Below are 17,199 nucleotides of genomic sequence, written 5' to 3'. Positions count from 1 at the left end.
GTATAATAGTACAGTAAGATCTGCAAATCTTACCGCTTTACTCTTTGTTATGCTTATTTTTTACCACGCTGATCGTCTAATTCAGCCCCTTTTGGCATACTAAAACTAAACAGACTTTCAGATAAATGAGCCGTTGAAATGTTGCGTAATACATAGAGATTACTTTGTCCGTCACGTTCAATAGTGCTAAAACCTTTGACTAAGCCACTTGCATCAATACGAATATCAAATTGTTTGATCGCACTTTTTTTCGATTTTGGTTTTAATACAAAATTATCTACATTTTGTGTGACATCATATTGATCCCAGTGGCTTTTATCATTGCTTGTTAAAAGTACAAATGGTGTGTTGCTCACAGCATCTTTGACCCAATTTGCCGTTACCTGAGATACAAAAGGATCGTAAAACCACAAAGTTTTACCATCAGATACAATTAAATTTTCTTGAGGACTTTGGGTGTCCATACGAAATAAGTTCGGGCGTTTGACTTGAAACTTACCTTGCCCTTTTTGAATTTCCTTTCCTTTGCTTGAACGGACAGTCTGCTCAAAATCCGCACTGTATTGCATTGCTTTATCTAAACGTTGTTGTAACTCTGCGACAGCTTGAGCATCAGCAAAAGCAAAGCCATTTAATGAGAGAAATGCTAAACCTAGCAACGATTTTTTTAACAAATTTTTCATTGATTTCCCTTTAAATATTTATAGAAAAGTGTCTATTTGACAGCAAAGCCATAAAAAGTTCTTAGAAACGGATACCCGTACCGATACCTAAGCCAATACCGACCCCATTAGAACCACCACCAGCATTTACACTTCCACCAAAAGTACAACCTGCGAGCATTAAAATAGAGGCAATCACGAATATTTTTTTCATATTTATCCCTTTGTATTAAAAACTATTATAAACTTTCAGTTTCAAAAGATGCGCATTCTACTCTGTTTTAACACTTTAAACCAATTCCAAAGGAGATTTTATGAAACTTTTACATAAACTGAGCTTACTCTTGTTGATAATTTTTCCTATGACTACTCAAGCGAGTCCGTTGAGTATTTCAGAGCAAGAAATCAATCAATATTTGGCTACGCGTTTAGCAGAAAAAGTGCCTTTGCAAGATAGTTTAGGTGTACCAGGACTATTTCAACTAGACTATAAATTATCTGATTTATATACAAAGGTGGGACAAACAGATGAAAAGGTTGTTGATATTTCAGGCATCATCGACAGTCTATTACAGATAAAGGGTAAAGAATATCAAGTTAAACTTAATATAAATATGGATACTCTTCCTTTCTATGATATGGAAAAAGGTGCACTATTTCTAAAAAATGTTCGTTTAAAAAATTGGAACGCTACCCCTGAAAAATATCAAAATGAACTTCAGGTGTTTTTACCAATAATTGCTGATAGTCTTACAAATATCTTAAATAGCCACCCTGTTTATACATTAGATGAACGCAAAACAAAAGAATCCCTTGTAAAAAAATTTGGAAAACATATTATTGTTGAAAAAGGACATATTCGTTTAGAAACAAATATTTTTTGATAAAGATCCCTCTTATTTTAAATAAGAGGAATTTTGCATTCTATTCCTTTAAAAAACCTTCCAACAATTCATTTAAAAATAATTTGCCGTGCTGAGTAATCTGCCAATATTCATTGCTTTCCGAAATGAAATTTCTGCTCAATGCCCAGTCCATTGTGGCTTGAACCTGCGTCCGATCTAGTCCCGTATATGCCTCAAATTCTGTTTTTGGGGTTGCTTCAAGTAAGCGAAAACGGTTAATAAAAAATTCAAAAGGGCGATCATCATTTTCAATCATCTCTTGATGATAACGATATTCCCCTCGCATATAGCCTTTGGGGTGTTTAGTTTTGCTAAAGCGGTAAATTTCCCCTGTTGGATAACTTATTTTCCCGTGAGCCCCACAACCAATCGCTAAGTAATCACCAAATCGCCAATAATTCAAATTATGCTGACATTGATACCCCTTTTTCGCATACGCAGAAGTTTCATACTGTTCATAACCTGCGTCAGTTAAAAGCTGATGCCCTTGTTCAAAAATATCCCAAAGCTCATCATCGTCAGGTAATGTGGGCTGTCGATAGTAAAACATCGTATTCGGCTCAATCGTCAATTGATACCACGAAAGATGTGGTGGATTTAACGCAATACCTTGCCGTAAATCATCAAGAGACTGAGCAACAGATTGATTTGGCAATCCGTGCATTAAATCTATGTTGAAACTTCTCAGGCCTACTCTTGCTGAATTTTGAGCAAATCTAACCGCTTGTTTTGCTTCATTGCTATCGTGAATACGCCCTAATTTCAATAATTTCTCTGGTTCAAAACTTTGAATACCCATTGAAATACGGTTCACGCCACCTTGTACATACCCGATAAAACGTTCTGCCTCAGCAGTCCCCGGATTAGCCTCTAGGGTAATTTCGCATTCGTGAGAAAAATCTATCCGCTTGCGAATTTCTGCAAGTAAATAATGAATACCTTCAGCGGAAAAAAGACTAGGCGTACCGCCACCAATAAAAATTGAGTGGATCTTGCGATCAGCGATTGCTGTTTTATAGCTTATGAGATCTTGCTCAAGATCATTGAGCAAATGCTGAATATATTCTTGCTCAGGAATAATGCCCTTTTGTGCGTGGGAATTGAAATCACAATAGGGGCATTTTTGTACACACCAAGGGATATGGATGTATAGGCTTAAGGGGGGCTGTATTAAATTCACCATATCTTCCAGTACATAAAATCCAAATAAAAATTCTTACATATAGTACTAGTATAACACCTAAGATATCACAAAGCTTTCCCTATCAATATAAAATCAGTCTCCTTAAAAAATTAGGATGATTGTTCACATATACAATTATGCCTACCTATTTTTAAAATAACCTATTAATTTGATTTACTATCCAGATAATCTCAAACACCCAACTCTTTAAACAACCGTCTGCAAGCTGTGCCATCTTCTTTAAATAAGTGGCAACGGTTTGGGTTGATACCAATTGACATTTCATCACCTTCTTCAACTAATACGATGTCGTTTTGGCGATAAACAAGGCTTTGTTTGATTGGTGGCATTTCAAGGTAAATTTGGGTTTCGTTTCCAAGTTGCTCCACGACTTTTACTGTTCCTTTAATGCACACTTCACTCTGATCACAAGGTAGTAAATGCTCTGGACGAATACCTAAAGAGATATTGTCGCCGATATTCACACCTGTGTTATCTACTGGGATCCAGAAGTTGAGATGGGTGGAGTCAGGTAATTCAATTTTTACCCCACCTTCTCTTACATCAATCACTTTTACAGGCAAGAAGTTCATTTTTGGTGAACCGATAAAGCCAGCAACAAAGCGGTTGGCTGGGTAGTGATAAAGTTCTAATGGTTTACCAACTTGAGCAACGTTAGTGGTAATTTGTGTATTGTTTCCGAGCGCTTGTAACACCACGATTTTGTCTGCCAAGGTCATTGCTTCCACTTGGTCGTGGGTGACATAAATCATTGTTCTACCTAATTTTTTATGCAGTTTGGAAATTTCCACACGCATTTGTACACGAAGGGCTGCATCAAGGTTTGAGAGCGGTTCGTCTAATAAAAACACTTCAGGTTGAGAAACAAGTGTACGACCAATCGCAACACGCTGACGCTGACCGCCGGAGAGTTCCTTCGGTTTACGTTGTAGTAAGTGAGCAAGTTGGAGAATTTCTGCGACTTGATTTACTCGTTGCTCAATTTCTGCTTTCGCTTTACCTGCCAGTTTTAAGCCGAAGGACATATTTTCAGCCACATTCAGATGTGGATAAAGTGCGTAAGACTGGAAAACCATTCCGATATTACGTTGAGCAGGTGGCACATCATTCATTCGGGTATCACCAATAAAGAGATCGCCTGATGTAATATCTTCTAAGCCAGCAATCATACGCAATAGGGTAGATTTACCACAGCCAGATGGGCCTACAAACACCACGAATTCGCCCTCTTTTATATCTAGGTTAATATCGCGTGAGATATGCACATCGCCGTATGATTTATTTACACCAATAATTTTTACATCTGCCATTGTCTTATCCTTTGCCTTAGGGTTACTACTTTTTGATAGGTGCTAAGATTACTTATTTCCTCTTGTCTTGAAATCATACTTTGTGAAAAAATTTTTCACTACCTTATAAACATTTTTTTCGCAGAAAAGCAGATTTTTTGTGACTTAGATCACAAATTCACACGCTTTTTTTTGTGATCCATTTCACACTTATTTTAAAAACCGTCAAAAATGTGATACAGATCACTAAAAGAATGAAGGGGGAGGATAAGGGGGTATGATGAAGTATGAGACAAAATCATCCACTATTCGACCGTCAAAATTTCATTTCACTAAACTGAGGGAAAAACAATGAAAAAATTAACCAAAGCAGCATTAGCGGTATTAGTAGGATTATGTATCGCACAAGGTGTAAATGCAAAATTAGTTGAAGGACAACTCAACATCTGGATCAATGCCGATAAAGGTTATAACGGCTTAGCAGAAGTGGGTAAAAAATTTGAAGCAGAAACTGGCGTAAAAGTGGTTGTTGAACACCCAAGCAAATTAGAAGAATTATTCCCACAGGTTGCGGCAACTGGTGATGGCCCTGATATTGTGATCTTTGCTCACGACCGTTTTGGTGGCTATGCTCAATCAGGCTTATTAGCAGAAGTTCACCCAAGTGCAGAATTCAAAGCAAAATTATCTGATATCGGTTGGGAAGCTACAAAATATAATGGTAAACAGATCGCTTACCCGATTGCCGTTGAGTCGCTCTCATTGATTTATAATAAAGATTTAGTACCAAATCCGCCAAAAACTTGGGAAGAAGTGGAGAAATTAGATAAAGATCTCAAAGCGAAAGGCAAAAATGCGATTATGTGGAACTTAGCAGAACCCTATTTCACTTGGCCAATCATCTCTTCTCAAGGTGCTTATGCGTTTAAAGTGACCGCAAACGGCTATGATGCAAAAGACATCGGTGTAAATAATGAAGCTGCACAAAAAGGCTTACAATTTGTGGTTGATTTAGTGAAGAAAAAAGTGATTAACGCAGACACTGACTACTCTGTGGCTGAAGCTTCTTTCAATAAAGGCGAAACGGCAATGACTATCAATGGTCCGTGGTCTTGGGCAAACATTGAGAAAAGCGGTATTAACTATGGTGTAGCGGTATTACCAACCTTAAACGGCAAAGCAGGTAAACCATTCGTTGGCGTATTAAGTGCAGCAGTAAATGCGTCAAGTCCGAACCAAGACTTAGCGAAAGAGTTCTTAGAAAACCACTTATTAACTGATGCTGGTTTAGAAACCGTGAATAAAGATACTCCGTTAGGTGCAGTAGCACTTAAGAGCTACCAAGCGAAATTAGCGGCAGATCCACGTATCGCAGCAACAATGGCGAATGCGGAAAATGGTGAGATTATGCCAAACATTCCACAAATGAGCCGTTTCTGGTATTCAGAAAAAGCAGCGATTGACAGTGCAATCAACGGTCGCCAATCTGTTAAAGCCGCATTAGATGAAGCACAAGCGAAGATTGAAAAAGAGTAATATGATGTAACTCTCTCCCGCTTGCGGGAGAGAGACAGCTCAAAATAGCTTAAGGCTATTTTGAGCAGAGAGAGGGCAAACAAGCGGTAAGTTTTAATAAAACTTTTGCAAGCCCTCTCCCTCCGAAAATCCTACGGATTTTCTCCACCCTCTCCCGTAAACGGGAGAGGGGAATAAAATGACAAGCGGTCACATTCTTCTTATTTTTTGCAATTTCCTCTTCGCAGTACTAAAACAAGGAAAATAAAATGCTAACTTCAACTCATTCCTCGATTTCGTCTGCTCAACTTTGGGGCAAAAGGGCTTTTGTCGGATTACTTTACCTACTTGCTTTTTACTTGGTTTTTACAATTTATCTGCAAGGTGAAATTTTATTTGCATTACTAACCTTAGTCGTAGTGGCTTCAGGTATTTTTGTGTTTAGCTCAGAACGGGCTTATCGCTGGCGTTATCTGTTCCCAGGCATATCCGCAATCGGTATTTTCGTGGTCTTTCCACTTGTCTGTACTGTCGTTATCGCTTTTACTAATTACAGCGGTTCAAACCAGCTCGCCTTTGAACGTGTAGTTAATCAATTGCAAAGCCAACGCTATTTTTCAGGCGAACGTTACGATTTCAAATTACTTGAAACAGCGGATAATCAATATCAGCTTGCCCTTGAAAATAAAAATGTGCAAAAAACTTACCTTTCTGCACCGCTTGCACTAGCCGATTTAAAAGGGGAAATCAAATTAGAAGAAGTGGCAACATTGCCAGAAAGCAAAGTTGCACCACTTAAAACCATTACCCAAAATCGCCAACAACTTCAAACGGTGAATGCGATTTTACCAAGCGAAGAAATGCTCACGATGAGTTCACTTCGTCAATTTTCTCAACAAAGCAGTCGTTTTAACTTTGATGCAGAGAGTCAAATTTTAACTAACAATGAAACTAAAGAACGTTATAAACCCAATGATGATGTTGGTTTCTTTGAGCAAATTGATGAACAAGGTAACTTTACGGGTAAACGTGTTGAGCCGGGCTATACGGTAACAATCGGTTGGCAAAACTTTGTGAAAATCTTAACGGACGAAGGTATACAAAAACCCTTTGTTCAAATCTTTATTTGGACAGTTACCTTTGCATTCTTAACTGTCGTGTTTACCACATTACTCGGTATGATTTTTGCATCTCTTGTGCAATGGGAAGCGTTAAAAGGTAAAGCCGTTTATCGTTTATTGTTAATTTTACCTTATGCGGTACCAGGCTTTATCTCTATCCTTGTATTTAAAGGCTTGTTTAACCAAAGTTTCGGTGAAATTAACGTCATTTTGAATAACCTATTCGGCATTCGTCCGGAATGGTTTAACGATCCGTTCTTAGCTAAAGTGATGATTTTAATTGTGAACACTTGGTTAGGTTATCCATATATGATGATCGTTTGTATGGGCTTACTTAAAGCAATTCCGCACGATTTATACGAAGCCTCATCTATTGATGGTGCATCGGTATGGCAAAACTTCACCAAAATCACAATGCCGTTGTTAATTAAGCCGTTAATGCCATTGATGATTGCGACCTTTGCCTTCAACTTCAATAACTTCGTGTTAATCCAATTATTAACCCAAGGTCGCCCGTCAATGATCGGAACCAGCACACCGGCAGGACATACCGACTTGTTAGTCAGCTATACCTACCGTATCGCCTTTGAAGGTAGCGGTACGCAAGACTTCGGTTTAGCGGCGGCAATCGCAGTAATCATCTTCTTACTCGTCAGCGGATTAGCGTTGTTCCAAATTCGTTTGACCAAATTACAACAGGATTAAGGGGGATAAAATGGCTATCGTTCAACCTAAATCAATGAAAGCACGCTTATTTGCAACACATTTCTTTCTTATTGTGTTCTGTGCATTGATTATGTTCCCTTTACTGATGATTTTAGGGATCTCACTTCGCCCAGGTAACTTGGCATTAGGGGAAATTATCCCAAGCCAAATTTCCCTTGAACACTGGAAACTGGCACTCGGTTTTAGCGTCACCAATGCGGACGGCACTGTTACCCCACCGCCATTCCCTGTGCTACTTTGGTTATGGAACTCGGTTAAAGTCGCAGGTGTCACGGCAATTATTACCCTAGCACTTTCTACTACGGCAGCTTACGCTTTTGCACGCTTACGCTTTACAGGTAAATCAATGCTGTTACAAAGTATGTTGATTTTCCAAATGTTCCCAGCGGTACTTTCACTTGTGGCGTTATATGCGTTATTCGACCGCTTAGGAACTTATGTGCCGTTCTTGGGCTTAAATACTCACGGTGGTGTAATCTTCGCTTACCTTGGCGGTATCGCAATGCATGTTTGGACGATCAAAGGCTATTTTGAAACCATTGATAAATCGCTCGAAGAAGCTGCAGCACTTGACGGTGCAACCCCGTGGCAGACATTCCGTTTGATTTTATTACCATTATCTGTGCCAATTTTAGCGGTAGTTTTCATTCTTGCCTTTATCTCTGCAATTATCGAAGTGCCTGTTGCCTCTCTCTTATTGCGTGATGTGGAAAACTACACTCTTGCGGTCGGAATGCAACAATATCTACACCCACAAAACTACCTATGGGGAGATTTCGCAGCGGCAGCGATTTTATCCGCCATTCCAATTACCTTAGTCTTTATCATCGCACAGCGTTGGTTAGTCGGCGGATTAACGGCAGGTGGGGTGAAAGGGTAAACATAATGGGACACGAAGCGTCGTGTCCCTACAATCACTTCGTAGATATTTAAGTAGGGACGCCACGCTTGGCGTCCGTAAATAAATTACCATTCGGGAAACAATAACAATGAAACAAAATCACCCATTTTTAAATCGTTACTTCGTGGATGAACACGGTCGCCGTGTTTATGCCCAACCGTCCGTTTATGGCAAAGTGGCAAAATTGCTCGGTTTGCAAAAAAGTCGCAAAATCCTACCGCTTGTTAAAGTCGTCAAACAAGGCGAGCAAGTCTTTATTCCGCTTTTTGTGGCGGATAAAACCCAAACCGTTCACGCAAACTGGACGTTGACCCTTGAAAGCGGTGAGATTTTAACGGGAAAATGCAAACGCAATAGCATTGACCTGCCTCGTGATTTACCCCTTGGTTATCATCAATTAAGTCTAAACGGCACAACCGCAGAATGTCGCATTATCGTTACCCCTGAACGTGCTTACCAACCGCAAGAACTGGCAGAGCATAAAAAACTATGGGGCGCGATTTTACAGCTCTACACCCTACGTTCAGAACAAAACTGGGGGATCGGCGACTTTGGTGATTTAGCGGAATTTTTAACAAAATTAGCAGAAAAAGGCGGTGATTTTGTTGGGTTAAATCCAATTCATTCGTTATTCCCAGCCAATCCTGAAGGGGCAAGCCCTTACAGCCCATCTTCTCGTTTATGGCAAAACATTGCTTATATCAACGTTGGGGCGATTGACGCTTTCCAACAAAGCCGTGAAGCTCAAACTTGGTTTAATTCAGCGGATATTCAACGTCAATTAAACGAAGCTCGCCAAAAAGATTATGTCGATTATTCACAAGTGATGTGGCTGAAATTGCAAGGCTTACGCTTGGCATATGAGCAATTTAAACAGCAAGATCAAACCGCTTTTGAGCAATTTATTACTGAAAACGGCGAAGCCTTGAAAGTGCAAGGCACGTTTGATGCTTTACATCAATGGCTCTCTTCTCAATTCAGCGAGCAATGGGGCTGGAACTGCTGGGACGCAAAATATCAAGATTATCACACCGCTGCGGTACAACAATTCCAACACGAACAGAGTGATTTAGTCCATTTCTATATGTGGTTGCAATTTGTGGCACAACAACAGCTCAAAGCCTGTAACGAACTGGCAAAACAGCTCGGTATGCCGATCGGTTTCTACCGTGACTTAGCCGTTGGCGTGGCAGATAACGGGGCGGAAACGTGGGCGGATAAAGATCTGTTCGTGTTAGGTGCATCTGTGGGTGCACCACCGGATATTATGGCACCGCAAGGGCAAAACTGGGGCTTATCGCCAATGCACCCTGAAGTGTTGCAAGAGCGTGGTTATCAGCCGTTTATCGACCTACTGCGTGCCAATATGAAAGATTGTGGGGCATTGCGTATCGACCACATTCTCGGCTTTGCCCGTTTATGGTGGGTGTCGAAAGGCGACTCGGCGAAAAACGGCGCTTATGTGAAATATCCGTTGGAAGATTTACTTTCAATCTTAGCCCTTGAAAGCCAACGCCACCAATGTTTAATCATTGCCGAAGCCTTGGGAACTGTACCGAAAGGAATGTTAGAAGCCTTAGAGGAAAAAGGTATTTTAGCCTACAACATTTTCTATTTTGAGTACGACCATCAAGGAAGCAAACCATTGGCTAACTATCCATATCAAGCAATGACCACCCTAAGTACCCACGATTTACCGACGGTACAAGGCTACTGGAAAGGCTATGATTTCGAGTTAGGGCAAAAATATGGCGTTTACCCGAATGAGAAAGTGCTTAACATTCTGAAAAACACTCGCCATACAAACAAAGAAGCGATCCGCCGTGCCGTTGAAGCGGTACAACCGCTAGAAGCGGATAGTGCAGGCGTTACTCAGACCTTTAACCACCAGCTACAAAGCTATGTGGCAGATACCAACAGCGTACTATTCGGCTCACAACCGGAAGACTGGCTAAATATGCTAGAGCCGGTAAATATCCCTGGAACAAGCACCGAATATCCAAACTGGCGCAGAAAATTGAGTAAAACCACACAAGAGATTTTTGCGAATCAGACGATTGTGCAGTTGTTAGAAAAGATTGAGGCGAAACGGAGAGGAATATTAAATTAAACTTAGACTCTATTGTTTTTGAAAAATCATAACCTTCTTATATACTTGCCATTACAATAGCTATATAGGAAAACTAGTACAATCTGAATGTTTTCCCCCTCAATTTTGCAAATTTAATTTGCCAAATGCAGAGAGTTCTGTTATTTATACGCGCTTTCAAAACACCCTAAATAGAGCGGTAAAATTAGGGAAGAAAAATTCCAAAAACAGGAGTGAAATATGACAGTGGCAAAATCCACTTCTTTAAGTTTATTAGTCCTTGCGGGCGTGTCGCCTTACCAATTAGGTAAAGACGAAGAGTATATGAATGAAGCTCAAATTGAGCATTTCCGCAAAATTTTAAAAGCGTGGCACGCACAAATTATGGAGGAAGCGGAACGTACCAAAAGTCAAATGCAAGATGAAGTGACTAACTTCGCTGATCCTGCTGACCGTGCAACGCAAGAAGAAGAATTTAGCCTTGAATTACGCAACCGTGACCGTGAACGTAAATTGCTTAAACGTATTGAGCAAACCTTAATCAAGTTAGATGAAGGTGACTACGGTTACTGCGATACTTGTGGTATTGAAATCGGCTTAAAACGTTTAGAAGCTCGCCCAACGGCAGAACTTTGCGTAGATTGCAAAACCCTTGCAGAACTACGTGAAAAACAGATGGGCGGTTAATTAAGTAGGGTGGGTTTTAACCCACCACTTCCGCATATAAATTGAAACGGTGGGTCAAGACCCACCCTACAATTTTATATAATTGAGGTGATCTATTTTAAATTACATCAAATCTTTTTTTAGTCGTAAAAAAAAGGATACAAACTCACCGCTTGTTGAAACAGATCAAGCGAAGAAAGTTGCTCGCCCAATGCGTTCAGCCCCAGAATTGACTGAACCGCACCGACACACATCTAAGAAGAAATCGAACCATAAGCAACAAGCCGTACCGTCCCATATTCTGCATAAAAAATTTACCCGACCTGCAGGGCATTACGGTATTTCTCCAAAAGATTTTCCAAGTAACGCCATTGCCATTATCAATAAACTGCAAAAAAATGGCTATGAAGCCTATATGGTTGGCGGTTGTATTCGAGATTTATTACTAGGGCAAAAAGCCAAAGATTTTGATATTGCGACCAATGCTCGCCCAGAAGAAATTCAAAAAATCTTTGGTCGCCAGTGTCGCTTAATCGGACGACGCTTCCGCTTAGCCCATATCGTCTTTGGGCGTGAGATTTACGAAGTTGCCACATTCCGAGCCGATCATCACAGCAATGCGACGGAAAAAATGTCGAAAACCAGCGAAGCTGGAATGCTGTTGCGAGATAATGTTTATGGCACACTTCGGGAAGATGCAGAGCGTCGTGATTTTAGCGTTAATGCCTTTTACTATGATGTTAGCCATAATTTGATCTACGATTTTTTCAACGGCATAGACGATCTGAAAGCAGGAAAACTCGCCTTGATCGGCGATCCTGTTACTCGTTATCAAGAAGATCCTGTTCGAATGCTGCGTGCAATTCGCTTTATGGCAAAACTGGATATGTTCCTAGATAAAGCGAGTGATGAACCTATTCGCAAAATGGCAGTATTACTTAAAAATATTCCTGCCGCACGCCTATTTGATGAGTCGTTGAAATTACTGCAATCAGGTTACGGTCACAAAACCTACGAGTTATTACGCAAATATGGTTTATTTGAACAACTTTTCCCTGTATTAAGCCCATTTTTTACCGAATATGGCGACAGCAACAGCGAAAGAATGATTAGCAAGGCACTCAATTCTACTGATGAACGTATTCGTGATGATTTACGGGTTAATCCTGCCTTTTTATTTGCAGCACTACTTTGGTATCCGCTACGCGAGAAAATTGACGAATTGAAAAACCAAGGTGGTTTAAACAGCCACGATGCAATGATGTTGGCTGCCAATGAAATTTTGGCAGAGAGTGTCAAAGCGGTCGCATTACATCGTCGTTATACCACCGTTATTCGTGATATTTGGTCGTTACAGTTCCAATTTCCAAAACGTACGGGAAAACGTCCACAGCAAACTCTCGAACATATTAAATTCCGTGCAGGCTTTGATTTACTCGTGATGAGAGCTGAAATTGAAGGTGGTGATTTAGTTGAATTAAGTGCGTGGTGGCACGAATACCAATTTAGCAATGAAGCACAGCGTGCGGAAATGTTAAAAATAGTCAAACAGCTACCGACTTTCCGTGACGAAGAATCAAAGAAAAAACGTCACCCACGCCGTAAATTCAACCGTAAAAAGAAAATCGTAAAAGGGGAAGAATAGTGACAACCGTGTATGTGGCTCTTGGCTCTAACTTAGAAGATCCGCTTGCTCAACTTAAGCAAGCGGTTGTTTCGTTGCAAACCTTTGCAAAAAATCTAAAAGTTAGCTCTTTTTACGGCAGTAAACCACTCGGCCCACAGGATCAACCTGACTATGTGAATGCCGTGGTAAAATTCGACACGGATCTCACCGCTATCGAGCTACTTGATAAATTGCAAAGTATTGAGAATGAACAAGGGCGAGTTCGTTTACGTCGTTGGGGAGAACGCACTCTCGATCTTGATATTTTGCTCTATGGCAATGAACAAATTCAAAGCGAACGTCTAACTGTTCCTCACTACGATATGCACAGCCGAGAGTTTGTGATTGTACCGTTATATGAAATCAGTCCTGAATTGGTTTTGCCGAGTGGGAAATCTTTAGCACAACTTTATCCGCAATTTGCAGAGCATCAGATGAATATAATAGTTTTATAATGCCGATTATTATGTAAAACTATTAATAAAATTGATAAATAGGTAGCATAATAAGTGGCATAGTAGACAAACATATTCTGAGTTTTGTATGTTAGTGAGAAACTTTATTTAATTTATAGTTATACCAACTTTTTAACACATTCCCCTTCTCATCACAAAACTCAACAAAGTTTTCACGGACTTTAAATTTAAAATCATTACTTAAATGAAGCACATCATCTTTATCCTGATCCCAAACATAACTCCCTTTTTCTGTAAAAGGATATTGCTCTTTATTCTTAAAATAAACCGTGTTGTATTGATAGGTTTTATCACTATTTAAAATTAATTGTGCTTCGATTTTTTCGCAATCTGCACAAGGTAGTGTGCCTTGATAAGTGCCAGAAACAGTTTTTTGAGGCCATAGCGAACAGGCATTTAACATTGCGATAATACTGGCAAATGCAATTTTTTTCATAGTCATATCCTCTTAGGTTAAGCAGATTTAAAATTAGGATTTACCTTAAAGTCTAAGGCGGTTACTTCAGGAAAATCTGCCTGAATTAAGTGTAATAGAACGGTTTGCTGCAACAATAGCCCTTGACGAACAGTGCCATTTTGTACTTCAAATCTAAGTAAATTATCGGATAAATTCAAAATTCGGTAAAGTCCACGGTATTGTTCGGGCAGTAATTGCTGAATTTTTCGATTTAATTCATTGAGTTCATTGGCTCGTTGGACAATTTTCGTCAAGCTAGAGTTCTGCAAAATCTCATTGATATTTTTTATTGTTGAATTTTTCATCTTTCCTGCTGTGCTTTAACTTGTTTTTGGTGAGATTGCCCTTATATTCTGCCTATTCTACAAAAATTGTCGTATAATCAACATTATTTTTTTATTGAGTGCTAAATGAATTTTTTACGTCACTTTCATAAGCCAGCATTGATTTCGCAATTCCTATTAGGGATCGTTGCGATTTTTGCGTTACCTACGGCTCAGCCGTTAGCGAATGAAAGTGAAACATTGCCTACAAATCAACTTGTATTACGCTTAAGTGATTTTTCTTCAGTTCAAAAAGTTGAGTTAGAGGCGGCACATTTACTACATTTAGAACAACAACCTCTCGTTATTCCAACTAAACAAGCTGTGGTTTTTTGCGAGTTTTTTGCAAAATCATACCGCTTGTATCAAGTATCAAATCCGCCGATTAGGGCTGGACCAACAGCGTAATTCTTCTATCTCCCTCCCCCGCAAGCAGGGGGAGCGTAAACTCGTTACTAATACTTATTACCTTATATTTTATTGGAAAAAATTGATATGTTTACAAAATTAATGACTGCTATTTTTGGTAGTAGCAATGATCGTACTTTACGCCGTTTAAACAAGCGTGTCGCACAAATTAACCGTTTAGAAGCTGAATTTGAAAAATTAACCGATGAGCAATTACAAGCAAAAACCGCTGAATTTAAACAACGTTTAGCGGAAGGGGCAACTTTAGATAGCTTATTGCACGAAGCCTTTGCCACTGTGCGTGAAGCGAGTAAGCGTGTGTTAGGTATGCGTCATTTTGATGTACAGTTAATCGGCGGTATGGTGCTGACCGAACGTAACATTGCAGAGATGCGTACGGGTGAAGGTAAAACTTTAACTGCAACCTTACCTTGTTACTTAAATGCTTTAACGGGTAAAGGGGTTCACGTTGTGACAGTGAATGATTACTTAGCTCGTCGTGATGCGGAAACTAACCGTCCGTTATTTGAATTTTTAGGAATGACCGTTGCGGTGAATATCCCAGGGCTACCGTCCGATGTTAAACGTCAAGCCTATTTAGCGGACATTACTTATGCAACGAACAGTGAGCTTGGCTTTGACTATCTGCGTGATAACTTGGCTCATTCGAAAGAAGAGCGCTTCCAACGTCCATTACACTATGCGTTAGTGGACGAAGTGGACTCGATTTTAATTGATGAAGCCCGTACACCGTTGATTATTTCAGGTCCTGCCGAAGATGCGACACAAATTTATCAAGCGATTGATAAAGTTATTCCGCATTTAATTGCTCAAGATAAAGAAGATACTGAAGAGTACACAGGCGACGGCGATTTCACCCTTGATCTGAAAAGCAAACAAGCCCACTTGACTGAGCGTGGTCAAGTGAAAGTCGAAAATATTTTGACGAAAATGGGCTTAATGCACGAAGGAGAAAGCCTTTATCACCCAGCTCGCATTAGCTTATTACACCACGTTTATGCAGCATTACGCGCCCACAAACTGTTTGAAGTGAATGTTGATTATATCGTGAAAGATGGCGAGATTGTGATCATTGACGAACATACTGGTCGTACAATGGCTGGTCGTCGTTGGTCAGATGGTTTACACCAAGCGATTGAAGCAAAAGAAGGGGTAAATATTCAGGGCGAAAACCAAACTGTTGCCTCTATCACTTATCAAAACTACTTCCGTCTGTATGAAAAATTAGCTGGTATGACGGGAACTGCGGACACCGAAGCCTTTGAGTTCCAACAAATCTACGGCTTGGATACTGTGGTGATCCCAACCAACCGTCCGATGATCCGTGACGATAAAACCGATTTAATGTTTAAGAGCGAACCAGAGAAATTCCAAGCGGTAATTAAGGATATTCAAGATTGTATCGCTCGCAAACAGCCTGTGTTAGTCGGTACAATTTCAATTGAAAAATCAGAAGCGCTATCAGAAGCACTAAAACAGGCAGGTATTCCGCATAAAGTATTGAATGCCAAATTCCACGCACAAGAAGCGGAAATCGTTGCTGATGCAGGTTACCCAGGGGCAGTTACCATTGCCACGAATATGGCTGGTCGTGGTACGGATATTGTGCTTGGCGGTAACTGGAAAGCGGAAATTGCAAAATTAGAAAACCCAACCCAAGAGCAAATTGACGAGATCAAAGCAAAATGGCAAGAGCGTCACGACATTGTAATGCAAGCGGGTGGTTTACACATTATTGGTACAGAACGTCACGAATCTCGCCGTATCGACAACCAGTTGCGTGGTCGTTCAGGCCGTCAAGGTGACCCAGGTTCATCACGTTTCTACCTATCATTAGATGATGCCTTAATGCGTATTTATCTCAACGAAGGTAAGCTTAATATGATGCGTAAAGCCTTTACCGAAGAAGGCGAAGCAATGGAATCGAAATTGCTGACTAAAGTGATTGCTTCAGCTCAAGCAAAAGTAGAAGCATACAACTTTGACGGACGTAAACAGCTTCTACAATACGATGATGTCGCAAACGAACAACGTAAAGCAATTTACGAGCAACGTAACTACTTACTTGAAACGGACGATATTTCAGTGATGATCAACACTGTGCGTGAAGATGTGTTCAATGCGGTCATTGACCAGTATATTCCACCACAATCGATCGAAGAAATGTGGGACGTTCCAGCATTAGAAAACCGCTTGAAACAAGAGTTTGGTATGGAACTGCCGATTGTAAAATGGCTTGAAGCAGAAGATGATTTACACGAAGAAACCTTGCGTGAACGTATCATCAACATTGCTAAAGAGCAGTATCAAGCGAAGGAAGCAATGGTGGGTGCAGAAGTAATGCGTAGTTTTGAAAAAGGTGTGATGCTACAGAACCTTGATGAACTTTGGAAAGAGCATTTATCTGCAATGGACTACTTACGCAAAGGGATTCACTTACGCGGTTATGCCCAAAAAGATCCGAAGCAAGAGTATAAAAAAGAGTCCTTTGCAATGTTTACCGATATGCTCGACCACTTAAAATCAAACGTGATCAGCGTATTAAGCCGTATCCAAGTGCGTAGCCAAGAAGAAGTAGAACAAGCTGAACGTGAACGTCAAGCTCACGCTGAACAAGAGTCATCTCACTACCACGCAGAAGGTGAAGAGCAGGATTTCAGCGATCTTCATATCGGACGCAACGAGCCTTGCCCTTGTGGTTCAGGTAAGAAATATAAGCATTGTCACGGTAGCAAAGCGAAATATTCATAATTGATAAGCGGTCAGACAA

The 17,199-nt window shown here is 40.2% G+C and carries 16 protein-coding genes; 10 read left to right on the top strand and 6 right to left on the bottom strand.

The window, feature by feature from the left end; translation table 11 throughout:
- Window positions 1-53: 53 nt before the first annotated feature.
- The gene (gene lolA, locus J1G47_RS05070) at window positions 54-683 is read right to left on the bottom strand and encodes an outer membrane lipoprotein chaperone LolA (RefSeq protein WP_010785742.1); all 630 of its coding nucleotides are present in this window, start codon (window positions 681-683) and stop codon (window positions 54-56) included.
- Window positions 684-744: 61 nt separating this feature from the next.
- The gene (locus tag J1G47_RS12030) at window positions 745-876 is read right to left on the bottom strand and encodes a hypothetical protein (RefSeq protein ID WP_005710808.1); all 132 of its coding nucleotides are present in this window, start codon (window positions 874-876) and stop codon (window positions 745-747) included.
- Between the two features lie 100 nt (window positions 877-976).
- Between J1G47_RS12030 and J1G47_RS05065 the strand changes: the two genes are divergently transcribed.
- A complete protein-coding gene (locus J1G47_RS05065) occupies window positions 977-1,546 on the top strand; it encodes a DUF1439 domain-containing protein (protein WP_010785743.1) in 570 nt (189 codons plus the stop codon).
- A 40-nt stretch (window positions 1,547-1,586) separates the two neighbouring features.
- On the opposite strand, the gene hemW is transcribed toward J1G47_RS05065, so the two are convergent.
- Window positions 1,587-2,747, bottom strand: coding sequence for a radical SAM family heme chaperone HemW (hemW, locus tag J1G47_RS05060; protein WP_207326847.1), 1,161 nt, complete (start codon window positions 2,745-2,747; stop codon window positions 1,587-1,589).
- A gap of 194 nt (window positions 2,748-2,941) precedes the next feature.
- Complete coding sequence (malK, locus tag J1G47_RS05055) at window positions 2,942-4,081, bottom strand: maltose/maltodextrin ABC transporter ATP-binding protein MalK (protein ID WP_207326815.1); 1,140 nt, start codon at window positions 4,079-4,081, stop codon at window positions 2,942-2,944.
- Between the two features lie 330 nt (window positions 4,082-4,411).
- Between malK and malE the strand changes: the two genes are divergently transcribed.
- The 7 genes from malE (at window position 4,412) to folK (ending at window position 13,199) form a co-directional block, all read left to right on the top strand.
- Window positions 4,412-5,596: a maltose/maltodextrin ABC transporter substrate-binding protein MalE gene (gene malE / locus J1G47_RS05050; protein WP_016528043.1), complete on the top strand. Its 1,185-nt coding sequence runs from the start codon at window positions 4,412-4,414 to the stop codon at window positions 5,594-5,596.
- 248 nt (window positions 5,597-5,844) lie between these two features.
- Window positions 5,845-7,401: a maltose ABC transporter permease MalF gene (malF, locus tag J1G47_RS05045; protein ID WP_075592194.1), complete on the top strand. Its 1,557-nt coding sequence runs from the start codon at window positions 5,845-5,847 to the stop codon at window positions 7,399-7,401.
- Between the two features lie 10 nt (window positions 7,402-7,411).
- Window positions 7,412-8,302: a maltose ABC transporter permease MalG gene (gene malG / locus J1G47_RS05040; protein WP_005710821.1), complete on the top strand. Its 891-nt coding sequence runs from the start codon at window positions 7,412-7,414 to the stop codon at window positions 8,300-8,302.
- 109 nt (window positions 8,303-8,411) lie between these two features.
- Window positions 8,412-10,433 carry a 4-alpha-glucanotransferase gene (gene malQ / locus J1G47_RS05035; protein ID WP_160414866.1) on the top strand — a complete coding sequence of 674 codons (2,022 nt, stop codon included), beginning with the start codon at window positions 8,412-8,414 and terminating at the stop codon, window positions 10,431-10,433.
- Window positions 10,434-10,652: 219 nt separating this feature from the next.
- Entirely contained in the window at window positions 10,653-11,099 is a 447-nt protein-coding gene (dksA, locus tag J1G47_RS05030; protein ID WP_005710826.1) for an RNA polymerase-binding protein DksA, read from the top strand.
- A gap of 190 nt (window positions 11,100-11,289) precedes the next feature.
- Window positions 11,290-12,723 carry a polynucleotide adenylyltransferase PcnB gene (pcnB, locus tag J1G47_RS05025; RefSeq protein WP_207326814.1) on the top strand — a complete coding sequence of 478 codons (1,434 nt, stop codon included), beginning with the start codon at window positions 11,290-11,292 and terminating at the stop codon, window positions 12,721-12,723.
- Window positions 12,723-13,199: a 2-amino-4-hydroxy-6-hydroxymethyldihydropteridine diphosphokinase gene (gene folK, locus J1G47_RS05020; protein ID WP_207326813.1), complete on the top strand. Its 477-nt coding sequence runs from the start codon at window positions 12,723-12,725 to the stop codon at window positions 13,197-13,199. Before pcnB ends, folK begins: the two co-directional genes overlap by 1 nt.
- Before the next feature lie 91 nt (window positions 13,200-13,290).
- On the opposite strand, the gene J1G47_RS05015 is transcribed toward folK, so the two are convergent.
- Together J1G47_RS05015 and J1G47_RS05010 are read right to left on the bottom strand one after the other, a co-directional pair.
- Window positions 13,291-13,656: a copper resistance protein NlpE gene (locus tag J1G47_RS05015; protein WP_075592196.1), complete on the bottom strand. Its 366-nt coding sequence runs from the start codon at window positions 13,654-13,656 to the stop codon at window positions 13,291-13,293.
- Window positions 13,657-13,673: 17 nt separating this feature from the next.
- Window positions 13,674-13,982, bottom strand: a complete 309-nt coding sequence (locus J1G47_RS05010) for a DciA family protein (RefSeq protein ID WP_005710833.1) — start codon at window positions 13,980-13,982, stop codon at window positions 13,674-13,676.
- A 105-nt stretch (window positions 13,983-14,087) separates the two neighbouring features.
- On the opposite strand from J1G47_RS05010, the gene secM reads away from it, so the two are divergent.
- Together secM and secA are read left to right on the top strand one after the other, a co-directional pair.
- Window positions 14,088-14,408 carry a secA translation cis-regulator SecM gene (gene secM / locus J1G47_RS05005; RefSeq protein WP_010785753.1) on the top strand — a complete coding sequence of 107 codons (321 nt, stop codon included), beginning with the start codon at window positions 14,088-14,090 and terminating at the stop codon, window positions 14,406-14,408.
- A gap of 87 nt (window positions 14,409-14,495) precedes the next feature.
- Window positions 14,496-17,180, top strand: a complete 2,685-nt coding sequence (secA, locus tag J1G47_RS05000) for a preprotein translocase subunit SecA (RefSeq protein WP_207326812.1) — start codon at window positions 14,496-14,498, stop codon at window positions 17,178-17,180.
- The last annotated feature ends 19 nt before the right edge of the window (window positions 17,181-17,199 follow it).

This window comes from Glaesserella parasuis, from assembly GCF_017352235.1.
Taxonomy (GTDB): Bacteria; Pseudomonadota; Gammaproteobacteria; order Enterobacterales; family Pasteurellaceae; genus Glaesserella; species Glaesserella parasuis.
Note: the sequence above shows the minus strand (reverse complement) of the source record. Positions and strands in the feature narration are given on the sequence as shown.